General features: G+C 54.5%; 10 protein-coding genes and 1 tRNA gene. 5 read left to right on the forward strand and 6 right to left on the reverse strand.

Annotation, left to right across the window (positions count from 1 at the left end; translation table 11 throughout):
- Positions 1-20 precede the first annotated feature (20 nt).
- The 4 genes from N9C89_RS04875 to lipB form a co-directional block, all read right to left on the reverse strand.
- The gene (locus N9C89_RS04875) at positions 21-569 is read right to left on the reverse strand and encodes a DUF2087 domain-containing protein (protein WP_263952714.1); all 549 of its coding nucleotides are present in this window, start codon (positions 567-569) and stop codon (positions 21-23) included.
- A gap of 640 nt (positions 570-1,209) precedes the next feature.
- Positions 1,210-2,883 carry a cytochrome c oxidase subunit I gene (gene ctaD, locus N9C89_RS04880; protein ID WP_263952715.1) on the reverse strand — a complete coding sequence of 558 codons (1,674 nt, stop codon included), beginning with the start codon at positions 2,881-2,883 and terminating at the stop codon, positions 1,210-1,212.
- A gap of 155 nt (positions 2,884-3,038) precedes the next feature.
- A complete protein-coding gene (locus N9C89_RS04885) occupies positions 3,039-3,467 on the reverse strand; it encodes a c-type cytochrome (protein WP_263952716.1) in 429 nt (142 codons plus the stop codon).
- Positions 3,468-3,609: 142 nt separating this feature from the next.
- Entirely contained in the window at positions 3,610-4,284 is a 675-nt protein-coding gene (gene lipB, locus N9C89_RS04890; protein WP_263952717.1) for a lipoyl(octanoyl) transferase LipB, read from the reverse strand.
- A gap of 100 nt (positions 4,285-4,384) precedes the next feature.
- On the opposite strand from lipB, the gene N9C89_RS04895 reads away from it, so the two are divergent.
- The 5 genes from N9C89_RS04895 to N9C89_RS04915 all read left to right on the forward strand — a co-directional run bounded on the left by N9C89_RS04895 (position 4,385) and on the right by N9C89_RS04915 (position 12,661).
- Positions 4,385-5,593 carry a peptidoglycan-binding domain-containing protein gene (locus tag N9C89_RS04895; RefSeq protein ID WP_263952718.1) on the forward strand — a complete coding sequence of 403 codons (1,209 nt, stop codon included), beginning with the start codon at positions 4,385-4,387 and terminating at the stop codon, positions 5,591-5,593.
- Positions 5,594-5,879: 286 nt separating this feature from the next.
- A tRNA-Leu gene (locus N9C89_RS04900) sits at positions 5,880-5,966 on the forward strand.
- 242 nt (positions 5,967-6,208) lie between these two features.
- Positions 6,209-7,159, forward strand: coding sequence for an MliC family protein (locus N9C89_RS04905; RefSeq protein WP_263952719.1), 951 nt, complete (start codon positions 6,209-6,211; stop codon positions 7,157-7,159).
- A gap of 148 nt (positions 7,160-7,307) precedes the next feature.
- The gene (locus N9C89_RS04910) at positions 7,308-9,197 is read left to right on the forward strand and encodes an autotransporter assembly complex protein TamA (protein WP_263952720.1); all 1,890 of its coding nucleotides are present in this window, start codon (positions 7,308-7,310) and stop codon (positions 9,195-9,197) included.
- A complete protein-coding gene (locus tag N9C89_RS04915; RefSeq protein ID WP_263952721.1) occupies positions 9,197-12,661 on the forward strand; it encodes a translocation/assembly module TamB domain-containing protein in 3,465 nt (1,154 codons plus the stop codon). The genes N9C89_RS04910 and N9C89_RS04915 overlap by 1 nt, the downstream gene beginning before the upstream one ends.
- Before the next feature lie 85 nt (positions 12,662-12,746).
- Here the strand turns inward: N9C89_RS04915 and N9C89_RS04920 are convergent, their stop codons facing one another.
- Positions 12,747-13,514: a TerC family protein gene (locus N9C89_RS04920; RefSeq protein WP_263952722.1), complete on the reverse strand. Its 768-nt coding sequence runs from the start codon at positions 13,512-13,514 to the stop codon at positions 12,747-12,749.
- 112 nt (positions 13,515-13,626) lie between these two features.
- Positions 13,627-14,664 carry a LacI family DNA-binding transcriptional regulator gene (locus N9C89_RS04925; RefSeq protein WP_263952723.1) on the reverse strand — a complete coding sequence of 346 codons (1,038 nt, stop codon included), beginning with the start codon at positions 14,662-14,664 and terminating at the stop codon, positions 13,627-13,629.
- Positions 14,665-14,721: the final 57 nt, after the last annotated feature.

Here is a 14,721-nt window from a genome sequence, read left to right on the forward strand (position 1 = left end):
GGCTGAGCTTATTTTGGCCTCTATGGCGCAGCGATCCGGAGCGCCTTGAGCAAGCGGATAAGCTCGCGGGCTTCGGCGGGTGGCTCCTGTTCAATGCGCAGGTAATCGGTCCCGTCATTGTTGCGGGTAAGCATTTTCTTTCCGATCATGGTACGGCGCAGGATTGGCGCATCGTTGAAGGCGTGCCGTGCGTTCAAGATAGCGTTGATCTCTTTTTCTTGGAGTAGGGTGGCCGCTGGAATGGCTGACCAGAAACTCCAGATGGCGAGATCTTGCTGCGCGCGGCGGCTGGGCCAACGCAGCATTGTCCCGTCGTCGTCGAAATTGCGCAGGCATTTTCCCACCAGCTTGAAATCGATGTCCTCGGGAACGACGGGTGTATCAACACGGGCCTGCGCCGTTTGCGCCGCCTTGAGGTGTTGATAGTTCCGAAACCCTGCGGCCCGCGCCACGATGTTCATCATGGATAGGTGCGAGGGTGTTTCTTCGTTGTCTTTCAGCTGTTTGGAAATCGCGCGTGTAAGTTTGGAAATATCCGCCACGGCGAGCGGAATCGGAGCGTTTGACATGTCCTTGTCCTCTTGCGTGCCTGTTAAAGTGTCGTGGTCGCTGACTTGTGACGGGGCACTGGACTGTTGTGTCAATGCTGTCGATCGTATGGCAGGTTTAGCTTCCCTCGCGGGACAGCGACGCCTTGGTGAACTGCCGACCAAGGGTGAGCGTACTGGAGAGCTTCAGGGAGGGCAATACGTGTTCGAATGTTGCGGGCGCTTTGAATTTAGAGCGTGCGCGGCATGAGCTCCTTCTTGCACTCTTTAGGCGGGAGCTTGCCGCTGGTGAAAGCTTCTGCATTACAGGTTTTGCAATTCCAGCGTGTCATTGGCTGTTGATGTTTCTGGCGTTTCCATTTGCATCTTGGCTTTGGGTTACGCGAAAAATTGCCCTTGTTTACAAGAAATATGAGCCCCGCACATGAAACAACAGCCACAACGATTAAGATGCTATTGGCTTCTATGAACTGTAATATTGGGCCAGTTTCTGGCTCTGGTTTTATGAATTTTGAGCCGCTCAATAGAAAATCTCTCTTGATTGATTGAAGCAGTCAAACGCGAGGTCTCTGTTTTGTCAAATCAGTGCCTAGCCTAAATCCTAACGAAAAAGGCCCCGCCGAATGGCGAGGCCTTTGTTTGTTTCTATTCGGTCAGCAGCTTAGTGGCTGTGGCCTTTGTCCCATTCGGACTGCTTTGGAAGCGTTTCGAATGTGTGCTCTGGTGGTGGGCATGGCAGGGTCCACTCGAGAGTGTCTGCATACTCGTTCCAGTAGTTGTTTTCGGTGACTTTCTTACCCCATTTCAGGGAGTAAACCACAACACCGATGAAGAACAAGAAGGACGCAAAGGAGAGGAACGCACCGTAGGAGCTGATTTTGTTCCAGTAAGCGAATGCTTCAGGATAGTCGATGTAGCGACGTGGCATACCCTGACGGCCCAAGAAGTGCTGTGGGAAGAAGGTCAGGTTGGCGCCGATGAACATCGCCCAGAAGTGCAGTTTGCCTGCCCATTCTGGATAGTGGCGGCCTGACATCTTGCCGAAGTAGAAGTAGATGCCGGAGAAGATACAGAATACGGCACCAAGGCTCATCACGTAGTGGAAGTGCGCCACAACATAGTATGTGTCGTGATATGCGCGGTCCACGCCAGCTTGGGACAGAACGATGCCTGTAACGCCGCCAACAGTGAAGAGGAATAGGAAGCCGAGTGCCCAGAGCATCGGAGTTTTGAACTCGATCGAGCCGCCCCACATAGTGGCGATCCACGAGAAGATCTTAATGCCGGTTGGCACCGCGATCACCATAGTGGCCATCATGAAGTAGCTCTGCTGGGTGAGGGACATACCAACGGTGTACATGTGGTGCGCCCAAACGACGAAGCCTAGAACACCAATCGCAACCATCGCGTAAACCATCGGAAGGTAACCGAAGACCGGTTTCTTGGAGAACGTCGCGATGACGTGGGAAACGATCCCGAAGCCAGGCACGATGATGATGTAAACTTCAGGGTGACCGAAGAACCACAGGATGTGCTGGTACAGAACAGGGTCACCGCCACCGGCAGGATCAAAGAAGGTTGTGCCGAAGTTACGGTCTGTGAGGAGCATGGTGATCGCGCCAGCAAGCACTGGAAGCGCGAGAAGAATGAGCCATGCGGTCACAAAGATCGACCATGAGAACAGCGGCACTTTGTGAAGCGTCATGCCCGGTGTGCGCATGTTGAGGAAGGTTGTGATCATGTTGATCGCGCCGAGGATCGAGCTGGCACCGGAGACGTGCACCGCAAAGATCGCAAGGTCCATCGACATGCCGGACTCTGTTGTGGAGAGCGGCGGATAGAGGACCCAGCCAACACCGGAGCCAAGCTGGCCGTTACCACCAGGTGCAAAGAGCGAGGCAACGCCGAGGCTTACACCGGTAACATAGAGCCAGAAAGACAGGTTGTTCAGACGTGGGAATGCCATATCAGGCGCGCCGATCTGAAGCGGCATGAAGTAGTTGCCGAACCCGCCGAAGAGAGCAGGGATAACAACGAAGAACATCATCAGGACGCCGTGATATGTAATCATCACGTTCCAGAGGTGTCCGTTCGGGGTACACTCTGCGCCGGCATCCGCGAACAGGCGGGCACCTTCAAGGCACATGTACTGTACACCAGGGTCCATAAGCTCGAGGCGCATGTAAACGGTGAATGCCACCGAAATGAAACCGACAACTGCGGCAACGATCAGGTATAGGATGCCGATATCTTTGTGGTTTGTAGACATGAACCAACGGGTAAAGAATCCCCGCTCGTCATGATGTTCGTCGCTATGAATAGCTGCCTCGGCCATTTCAAGCCTCCCCGGTTCTCTAAATCAGTTAGACGCGCAGGGATGGACCCTACGCGACGCGTTCCGCTTTTGTCTTTAGTGCGGTTCTGTCATGCGGGCAATCTATCAGAGGCCGCATGACACATTTTTTTTCGATTATTGCAGGGCAACCCGCCTTAGCTGGCGCCGTCAGCCAGTGAATTCAGGAATGCAGCAACGTCTTCGCCGCCTTTTTTCAGCTTGAAAGTCATTTTCGACTTGGCTTTCGAATCGCCTGTGGCCTCTTGAATGTAGGCTTTCGGGTCTTGGACATAGGCAACGAGGCTTTCCTCATCCCATGTCAGGCCTTGTTCAGCAGCGGCAGCAAGGCCGGAACCGTATTTGAAACCTTCTTGAGAGCCCATAGTCTTGCCGATGATGCCATAGAGGTTCGGACCGGTTTTTCCACCCTTTACCAGGACTTCGTCGCCATTTGCGACCATGTGGCAAGCGGTGCATTTTTTGAATGTCTTAGCGCCTGCTTCTGCATCACCTTCTGCGAATGCGGGCGAAGCGAGAGAGATGGCGGCAGCCGCGGCTGTAGCTGTCAGTCTTAATAGTGTCATTTCTAACCTCATGGGTCTGAGTTGTTATCGCGTTGTTCCCCTATACCATAGCGAACCGGATCAAAGGGAAAGGGAAAACTTGTCGCACGGGGTCTTTTAAGCTGTGAAAAACCTTCGGCCCATAACAATAGTCAAGAGCAGGTTATGTTGTGGCGCAGGCAGGGCGGTTCTCTGTAACGCATTGATCAAAGGTGCGTTTTAGCGCCAGGTCGACATCATCCATGGTTACGGGAAGACCAAGATCAACGAGGCTGGTCACGCCGTGTTCACGAATTCCACAGGGGACGATTCCCTCAAAATGACTCAGGTCTGGCTCCACATTGATCGAGATGCCATGAAAGCTGACCCATTTGCGCAGGCGCACACCGATCGCGGCGATTTTGTCTTCGCGTGGGGAGCCGTCTGCGTTGCGTGGCTTGTCATCGCGGGTCACCCAGACACCAACGCGTCCTTCGCGCCGTTCGCCGCGCACGTTGAATTCGGCAAGGGTTGTGATCACCCATTCCTCAAGCTCATGCACAAAACAGCGGACATCTTTGCCACGTTTGCCCACATCAAGCATCGCATAGGCCACCCGTTGGCCCGGTCCGTGATAGGTATATTGCCCGCCGCGTTTGCTTTCATAGACGGGAAAGCGGTCTGGATCGACCAGATCGGCGGGTTTGGCAGAGGTTCCGGCCGTATAGAGCGGCGGATGCTCGACGAGCCAGATCGCCTCTTCAGCCTCGCCTTTTGCAATCGCATTGGCGCGGGCTTCCATAAACGTCACAGCTTCATCGTAATCTGTTAGGCCGTCTGTTGTGATCCATTCTACCATATTTTTAGTCTTCTTTTACGCATCTCACCCCGATCTAGGCCTATTTGTGCCGTATTTCTATAGCACATCACCGCAAACGTAGATTTGTTTGGAGGTTTTGATGTTTTCATTCCGTGCACTGTCGTGCCGTTGTGCTGTTTTGTCGTTTGCCACTGTTTCTGTAATGGCCGTGCAAATGCAACCGGCAAAAGCAGATTTCGGGGAAGCGTTGGTTGCGGGGGTTATCAACGGACTTGTTTCAGAAGCATTTGAGCAGCAAGACCAGACAACAACCTCAACACAGCAGGCGACCGTAAAAAAGAAGGTTACGGTCTCTCCTGAAGTTCAGGAAAATATGGATTTGCAACGTGCGCTTAATCATTTTGGTTTTGCTGCGGGGCATCCTGATGGTGTGCTTGGAAAGAAGAGCCGCGCGGCGATGGCGCAGGTACAATCCGATCTTGGCTATCCTGTCACGGGCGAGTTCGACGACTATGAACGCGCGTTTATGCTCCGCAGCTATGATCGCGCCATGGCCAACCCCGAAGAAGCGAAGCAGATCGCGGCGACAAGCCCCTTAGGAATGCGCGCGGTTTTGGTCGAGTACCAGATTCTGGAAGAGGCACGTATGACGCCGGATAATCCGGATGCGCCAATAGAAGGAGACGGTGCGGCAGAATTTCCAGACCTTTTCGGTGATGCAGGGGAGGGCGACATTGCGCTCTCAACCTATTGTGACGAGGTTGGCACGCGCAGCTTTGACAGCAGTGGGCCGGTTTTAAGTCAGCAGAACGCAGATATGTTGCTTGCTGAACAGTTCTGCTTTGTTCGTGTCCCTGCGATTGAAGATGGCGCGCAGGCCGCGGCTTCGATTGCTGGGCTGACCGACGCGCAGATCGAACAAGAGTGTATGGGGCTGGTTCCGGCGATGAACGATCTGAGCATTGCTGTTTCGATGCAGTCAATGGACGAGGTTTTGGTCGCCACTCATGAGTGGACGCAGAGCACTGGCGCTTCGGAAGAGCAATTGTCTACGACGGGCAAGATCTGTCTCTCGGTTGGTTATGACATCGACAATATGGATGTGGCGCTGAGCGCGGCGTTGCTTTTGGCTGCGGTTGATAATCCGGCATATGCCGAATTGGTTGGGCACCATCTATCGCAGGGATTCGGCGCGACGATGCGGCCGGAGTTGGCGATTGATTGGTATGAAAGCGCTGCACAGAGCGTTGCTGCCGGTGGCGAAGAAGTCTTTTTGTCTGAGAACATCCTTCGCTTGATGCAGATTTATATGGCAGGGCAAGTTCTTGCCGCCAATCTCGGTGGTTAAAGAGAAAAGGGCAGCAGCGCATTCGGTGACGCTGTTGCCAGTGATACGGTGAATCGGTTTCACGTGGGCGAGGGCGTCGATTTGGGTGTTGCTTGGTCGTATTGGCGACTGTCGCCAGAATAAGAGCGGCGAAATTGCGGAAAATTTTGCAGCACTTTTCCCATATAAAACAAGGGTATTATCGCCAAAGACGTGGGGCAAAGGCGGGTTTTAGGATTTTGTGCGCATTTTCCTCTTCACATCCCCGAATGCCTTGGCTATACCGCCGCCACCTACCTGATCACGTGCGGTCGTGGCGGAATTGGTAGACGCGCAGCGTTGAGGTCGCTGTGGGGTAACTCCCGTGGAAGTTCGAGTCTTCTCGACCGCACCAATCAGTCTCCTGATAGAGATGTGATTTGATCTAGATGGTTGGTTCTCCTGCATTTTTTCGTTTTTTGCGCAGACATTCCTGCCATGCGTTCGGTCATACTGCTTTGCTGCGTTGCGTGATTCAGGGGCGTGATATAGGCTTCATGTATTCGTTTATTTCACCGCATGGGCTCTATTTCGGCCCAAGAAAGCGGTGCAAATTTCTGTCGAAGCGCGAATTGCTTTTTAGCTCGGAGAGTCAGGATGTTGCCAAAAATTATTCCCGCCATTGCCGCTTGTGCAATCACATTGTCTGTGGGTTTTGCCCCGGTTTCTGTCAGCGCGGAGGCAAGCGGACCTGATTATTACCGCGTTACTGGGGTTTCGGCCGATGATGTGCTGAACATCCGAGCACAGCCAAAAGCCTCCGCAACCAAAGTTGGACAAATTCCGGCCAACGGAGACGGGCTGCAAAATCTTGGCTGTGTTGGCGAGATGAGCTTTGCCGAATGGGAAAAAGCTTCAGAAGCAGAGCGGGCGGCAGCAGCCAAGAAGCGGTGGTGCGAGATTGAATACGCCGGTACGCGCGGATGGGTTGCGGGCTGGTTCCTTGCGGAAGGAAACGCGCCTGCACAGGTATCTGGCTCAAAGCCCGCATTTGATTGCGCCAAGGCTTCGAGTGAGGTTGAGAACGCGATTTGCGCCGATCCGCGCCTTGGGCAATTGGATCAGGAACTCTCGCGCGTTTACAATTTGGCGGTAAACGGGCCGAATATGACAGCAGATCGGTTGAAAGAGCTGAAAGCCTATCAGCGCGGCTGGATCAAAGGGCGTGATGAGTGCTGGAAATCTCAATCCGACCTGACCGATTGCGTTGTGGATAATTACGCATTGCGGATCAACGAGATCAGAACGGGATATGCAGATGCACGCGCCGATGATGCGAGCGGCGTTTCAGTTGGGCCATTTCCTTATGTTTGCGACGGCCTGACCGCGGTAGTTTCTGTGGGATTTGTGAATGTTGACCCAGGCGTTGTTACTCTGCGCTGGGCGGATAACGCGGTTGCGCTTGATCAGGTCCAAGCAGCGTCTGGCGCGAAATACGAAGGCGAAACCTATCGCGGCAAAGTCGGTTTCTGGTCCAAGGGAGATGAAGCGATATTCTCGCTGTCGGATCGGGGCGATATGCAGTGTAAACAGGACGCGATGGGCTGATATTTCGCCTTAGCTATCCAAAATACGCAGAAACCGTGTGGCTTTCATCCGCGATCACCAAAAATTTTACGTGGTGAGGGCCACACGATCTTTGAAGATCTCAAAAACCTGTTAGGCTCCAAGAAACAATTTTTACGGAGTTTTTCGCTTGCGATTTATACAGGGCGCCAACTTTCTAGCGCAGCGCGCATCAACGACGTTGCGATCAACTTGGCAGAGCAAATTGGCGGGGCACTGGCTGCGTCGGGGTATTCACGGGCTGGCGTTTCTTGGGGCAACAGCAAGTGCGGCCTTCGCGTTTGATGCGAGCTTGAAAGTGTCGCCAGCAAACGAAGAGCTTCAGGATACACTTGAAGCGCAATCGCTGACGTTCCTCCTTACGGAGCAGGAAACCGAAAACGCCTCCGAGATCGTGTCGACTGCGCTTGCGGACTACGGCAAACTGCTCGGCGCGTTGTACGAGCAAGGGTATTTCGGCGCTGTTATCAGCATCAAAGTGGATGGTCGCGAGGCGGGGAATCTGTCGCCCGTTGTTCCGCCGACTTCGGTGAACCGGATTGTGATCGATGTTCAGCAAGGGCCACAGTTCAAGTTCGGCAAAGCGCAGGTTTCACCAATCGCGCCGGGAACGGTCATGCCGCCTGAGTTTGCGACCGGACAGATTGCCGGAACGCCACAGATCGAAAATGCAGTAAGCACAGCGGTCACCGGTTGGCGAGATGTCGGACACGCAAAGGTCGAGCCGAGCGGTCAGAAGATCGTTGCGGACCATCGCCGCCAAACGCTTGATGCAGAGGTACAGCTTGCGCCGGGGCGTCAACTCAAGTTTGGCGATTTAAATGTAACCGGCACCGAGCGTATGAAACCCGCGCGGGTTCAAGAGATTGCCGGCCTGCCAACGGGTAAGGTATTTTCGCCCAAGGAGCTTTCGGATTCTGCAAAGCGCCTGCGCCGGACAGGGATATTCCAGTCGGTTTCAGTTACCGAGGCCGATAACGCCAATCCGGACGGCACACTTGATATTGATCTGTTCGTGACGGAAAACAAGCTGCACCGCTTCGGCTTTGGTGGTGAACTTTCAACGGACCGTGGCCTTGGTGTCTCGACATATTGGCTCCATCGCAACTTATTTGGTGGTGGTGAACGGCTTCGGGTCGAGTTGAAGTTTGACGGGATCAGCAATGACAACGTGAACCGCGAAGATCGTTTTCAGGTGCGGTTCGAGCGCCCCGCGACGTTTAATCCTGACATAGATTTCTTTACGCAGTTCCAGCTCCTTCGCTCGCGGCAGGAAAACTACGAAGGTGATTTCGCCAGCTTCGAGGTTGGTATCCGTCGCTATGCGGGCGATGATTACATCTATAATCTGGGCCTTGGATACCGTGCCGGTAACGTTGAGGATATTCGCGGCAAAAGCACGTATCATTTGGTTGCCGTACGTTACTCGGGTTTTCTGGACAAACGCGACGATCAGCTTGCGCCAACGTCGGGCTATTATCTGAACCCTGAAGTGACGCCATTCTTCTTGTTTGATGACAGCAAGTTCGCGCTGCAATCCTATGTTGATGCGCGGTTTTTCCAAGAATTGGGTGATACAGGAACGGTTCTTGCCGTACGCGGACAGATTGGCAGTATTGCGGGGATTTCGCTCGATGATACGCCCGGCGATCTGCTTTACTATTCCGGTGGTACAAATACTGTTCGTGGCTTTTCCTATCTCTCGGTCGGGATTGATTACAAAGACGGTCTTCTTGGTGGCCGCTCGTTCTTTGCCTCTTCCATCGAAGGGCGCTTCCGCTTGAAAAACAAAGAAGGCTGGATGGGCGATCTTGGCTTTGTGGCGTTTTATGACGTTGGATATGTCGGGTCTGAGTCCTTTCCGGACGGCAGCAATGATACGTGGCACGCGGGTGCTGGCGTTGGGGTGCGATATTACACGTCGTTTGGTCCGATCCGCTTTGATGTTGCCGTGCCTGTATCGGAGCGCAAGTACGATTCCGATTATCAAATCTACCTCGGTATCGGGGAGGCATTCTAATGCGGCTGTTCAGACATACACTCTTATTACTGCTCGCAGCGTGTTTGGCCTTGTTTCAGGCCTTCGCAGAGCCCGCCTATGCGCAGGAGGAAGAGGAAGAAGATCGCGGGTTGGTTCAGGGTTTGCTTGAAGACAACCTGAGCGGCGAGGGGCGCACAGTTAAGGTCAAAGGGTTTAAGGGCGCGTTGAGTTCAACAGCGACCATGGACGAACTGACGATTGCCGATAAGGAAGGCATCTGGCTGACGCTTACTGATGTTCGGCTCAACTGGAAACGTTCCGCCCTGTTGCAAAGGCGGCTTGAAGTAAAGGAACTTTCGGCGGCCTCTATGGTCGTTGCGCGCGCGCCCATTCCTGTTGAAAGCACCGAGCCGCCGGATCCACACGCCAAGGAATTCGCGCTGCCGGAACTTCCTGTCAGCGTTGATGTACAGAAGGTTGCAATCGAAGAAGTCGTGCTGGGCGAGCCGCTCTTGGGCGAAGAGATCGCGCTTGAGTTGGCCGCATCTGCAGTGCTTGAGGCGGGGTCTGGCAAAGTCTTGCTGAATATGGGGCGGATCGACGACAGCTTCGGCGAGTTTGACATTCGTGGCGGCTTTGATGCGGAAACCAAGATTATTGACCTTGATATTGCCCTAACCGAGGAAGAGGGCGGGCTTGCGGCAACGCTGCTCAAAATTCCAGGTGCGCCAGCGCTTGAGCTTGATCTCAAGGGAACGGGCCCGCTTTCGGACTACACCGCCGAGGTCAAATTGGTGAGCGAGGGCGTTGAGCAGCTTTCCGGTCAGGTGAATCTCGTGACATTGCCAATCAAAGAAGGAGAGGACGAGACAACCCCAGCGGATATGGAATTCCGTGTGGATATTGGCGGCGATCTTACCTCGCTTTTCGTGCCGGAGTACCGCCCCTTTTTCGGTCCGAATGTTCAATTGAAATCCGAAGGCACGCTCAAAGGCAGCGGTGCGCTTGATCTTGCGCATTTCCGACTTTCCGCAAACAGTTTGCTTTTGTCTGGGCGCGCCTATCTGAACGCGGATATGTGGCCGGAGCATTTTGATGTAAGCGGACGCGTGGCAAACGCGGATGGCTCCTATGTGTTGCTTCCAGTTCCTGGAGGTAAGACGCGGGTTGAGTCCGTTGCGCTTGCGCTTTCGTTCGATGCGGATGAGGGCGAGAAATGGCACGGCAAATTCGATGTCCGCAATCTCGAAACAGAAGGGCTGTCGCTTGAGCGCAGCCAGTTGATTTCAGATGGCGAGATTTTTGGCGAGGTCGGAACGCTTGGCAAAATTACCTCTGATCTGACGTTTAGAGCTTTGGGGCTGGAGCTGGATGATCCTGCGCTCACCGCTGCGATCGGACCGGCGACAGAGGGGCGCGTGACGGTTTCTTATGAAGAAGGGCAACCGCTTCGGCTCACGGATATGGATATCAAATCCGCGACCTATGAATTCAGGGGCAACGCGGCGCTGACTGGCCTCGAGAGCGATCTTGAAGCCGAGTTTGATATCGCCGCAGAGATTGATGATATTTCCCAATTCTCGCTCTTGGCTGGGCGGCCGATTGCGGGGCAAGCAGAGGCAACAGCAAAGGGCAGCTATGCCACGCTCACTGGCGCGTTTGATGCGGTTTTGACCGGCCTTACGCGCGACCTTGCCTTGGGAATTGAGCAGTTTGATACCTTGGCCAAAGGTGAAACCGTGATGCGAGTCACAGCGAAGCGCGACACCGAAGGGACAGTGCTGCGCGGGGCGAGCTTGCGCAACGATGCCTTGTTCGTGCGGGGTACAGGGGAAATTGCCGACGGATATTTCGACGGTGAGTTTGATGCAAACCTTGTTGATCTGGGCCTTATCGTACCGGATTTCCCAGGACCGCTGACCTTGAAGGGGTACACAACCCAAAGCGAGGAGGGTGTCTCTGTTAATCTCGCGGCCACCGGACCATTGGACACAAACGCAACTGTCGAAGGTTTGGCGACGGGGCCGAACGCCAATATGGCCTTCTCTGCCAGTCTGCCCGAAGTGGGGACGTTGGTTGCGAACCTAACGGGTGGCGTAAACCTTGAGGGGGCGCTCGCCAAAGCAGGTGAGAAATGGCAGATCGACGCAACAAGCTCTGGCTCGCTCGGGGTGGCGGCGAATGTGTCAGGGCTAATTGATCCGGAAGGTGATCATGATCTCGCGCTGACGGGGACTGCTCCGCTTGGCCTTGCCAACCGCATTCTACGGCCACGGGCGATTTCGGGCATTGCGACACTTGATTTGGCGATGAAGGGTGTTCCAAGCCTTGCAGCAATCAGCGGCACCATTTCAACCAATGGCGCCACATTTACCGCGCCGCGCTTGCATGCCGCGATCGAGGATATCAGCGGCACGGTTCGGCTTGCAAACAGCACCGCGACGATAGACATCGGCGCCAGCCCGCGGGAAGGCGGACGGGTTACAGCGAGCGGAACTGTTGGATTTGGAACCGGGTTCCCTGCCAATTTGGCTGTGGTGCTCAATCGGGCCAAAATTGTTGACCCGCTGCTCTATCAAACGGTCTTGAACGGTGAAATAGATGTGACGGGTCCGCTGACCGGTGGCGCGCTGATTGCCGGAACCATCAACGTCGGGCGGACAGAGGTGACTGTTCCCAATACATCTATTGGGGGGGTGACCGCTATTCCTGACATCACACAGGTTGGCGCAAGCGGGGCGGTCCGCCGTACGCTTGAATTTGCGGGTGTTGAAACCGATCCTGCTGCGCAGACAGCCGCAGGACCAGCCTATCCGTTGCAAATCCAGATCAACGCGGAGGATCGTGTATTCGTGCGCGGACGTGGGCTTGATGCCGAACTTGGCGGCAGTCTACAGATTTCCGGCACAACGAATAACGTTGTATCCGCGGGGAGCTTTGGACTTATTCGTGGCCGCATCAATCTGCTTGATAAACGGTTTGAACTCACCGAAGGTCAGATTGAGCTTCAGGGGAGCCTTGATCCATATGTGCGCCTCGTCGCGACAACATTCACAGATGGCGGCTCCTCAAGCATTATTGTTGAAGGGTTCCTGTCCGAGCCGGAAATCCGATTTGAATCATCGCCTGAAGCCCCGCCAGATCAGGTTTTGACGCGGCTTTATTATGGCGAGGACGCTTCAAACATTTCGGCCTTTCAGGCCCTGCAACTTGCAAACGCTGTAGCTGTGCTGTCCGGACGCGGAAACGATACGGTTATGGGATCAATCCGCAAGGGACTTGGTGTGGACGACATCGAGATCATCAACGAATCCGACGGAGAAACCGCCGTGCGCGCAGGGAAATACCTGACCGATGATCTCTATAGCGACATAACCGTGCGTGGCGATGGCAAGACCGAGTTCTCGTTGAACTATGACGTGACCAAGAAACTCTCGGCCAAGGGGAAGGTCATTTCGGACGGGAACTCTGCCATCGGGTTGTTCTATGAAACGGACTATTAGCAGGGGCGGTTGACGTAAACCCAAACCCACAAACTCAAAACGGGCGCCCGATGGAGCGCCCGTTTTTCGTATTTCTTGGGTGGGGTTATGCCGCGCGTTTCACCTGTGCGCGTCGCCGCAACATGTTGAGCCCTTCGACGAACGCCGCGAAGGCCATTGCCGCATAGATATACCCTTTTGGCAAATGGTGGCCGAGGCTGTCGGCAATCAGCACCATGCCGATCATCAACAAGAAGGCGAGTGCCAGCATGACAACCGTTGGGTTGGCGTTCACAAAGTTTGTGACCGGCGTGGCCGCAATAAACATAACGGTCACCGCCACGATCACAGCAGCGACCATAATTGGAAGCTCTGTTGTCATGCCGATGGCGGTCAGGATGCTGTCGATAGAAAACACTGCGTCAAGGGCTACGATCTGAAGGATGATCGAGGTGAAAGAAGCCTTTGGTTTGGCCTCGAACACTGTGTGGGCGGGTTGTGGCTGTACCTTATGTTGAATTTCGGTCGTCGCCTTCCACACGAGGAAAACACCGCCCGTCATCAAAATAATGTCGCGCCAAGAGAACGAGGTTTCAAACATCGGTACGCCGTGTTCATCGAGCGGCCCTTGAATGCCAAGATCAAACACTGGCTCCGTCAGTCCGACAATCCACGCGATCACCGACAGCAGCGCAAGCCGCAGCACAAGCGCAAGGCCGATGCCGATCTGGCGCGCACGCTTTTGTTGGTGTTCAGGGAGTTTGTTGGAAACGATGGAAATGAAAATCAGGTTGTCGATCCCCAAAACGATTTCGAGTGTAACAAGCGCGAGAAACGCGGCCCAAGCTTCGGGGGAGGAGAGGAGTTCGAGCATATCAGCCTCTTAGATCAAGAAATTTGCAATCAATACCGCCCAATGTGAGCGAGACGCGCGCAAATTGCGACCGAAAACCTGAACTGCAGCGGAATTTCTATGAGAGCGTGGCTTATGGCTTCTCGGTGACGCGCGGAACCGAGCAGGAGCCACGTACGATCAAATCACCATGCAAAAGAGATGTGTCGACGGGAATCGTACGTGTCGGCAGGAAATCCAGCAGATGCGCCATAGCGATTTCGCCAATCTGGCTGCGCGGTTGGCGGATTGTCGTGAGGGACGGGGTTATGTTGCTCGCAAAGGGGATGTCGTCAAAGCCGACGACCGAGAAATCATGCGGGACATCAAACCCGCGCGACTGAAGCGCAGCGATTACGCCAATGGCGGTGTTGTCATTGTAACAGAAGAAGGCAGTTGGCAGCGTATCGCGGATAAAGAGCCGCTCGATTGCGCTGCGCCCGCCTTCGGTGGTGCCGTCGCCTTGAATGCGCCAGACGGAGCTTTGATCATAGGCTTGTGAGAGCGCGTCGCAATAGCCGCGGTGGCGGTTTTCCGAAAGAGCATCCCCTGCTGGGCCAGAGACATAGACGATCCGCTCATGCCCCAAAGAGATCAAGTAATCCGTTGCAACCTTGGCGGCGGCGGCGTCATCAACGCCCACATAGCTGATGTCGGGGCGGTTGACGGGGCGGGCGGCGGCGACCATTGGCGGGAAGTTGGCCGTTGGGCTCTGAAGCCACCCTGCGACAGGAAGGTGCCCCGTTAGCAAGATCAGTGCATCGGCCATACCTGTGGAGAGAAACCGCAAGTGTTTCTCTTCAAGCGAGACATCGCCCTCTGTGTTGCCGATCAAAACACCATAACCGCGGGATTTCGCGACCTTCTCAAGCCCAGTGAGGATACCGGGGAAGTTGGGGTCCGAGATTGACTGCGCCAGAACCATGACCATTTGCGATCGTTGCATCCGAAGGTTTTGCGCCATGGCATTGGCGGTATACCCTGTTCGAGCAATGGCCGCCGTCACCTTTTTGCGGGTGCTTTCTGCTACTTTTTCAGGCGTTCGAATCGCCCGACTCACGGTTGCGATCGACACTCCGGCAAGCTTGGCGACATCTTCGATTGTCGCGGGTTTTGGGGCTTGTTGCTCCACGGTTTACGCGGCCTCTACTTATCTACTTTCAAAAAACATTCAATGTTTTCAATATGA

The organism is Halocynthiibacter sp. SDUM655004 (genome assembly GCF_026015885.1).
Classification (GTDB): Bacteria; Pseudomonadota; Alphaproteobacteria; order Rhodobacterales; family Rhodobacteraceae; genus Falsihalocynthiibacter; species Falsihalocynthiibacter halioticoli.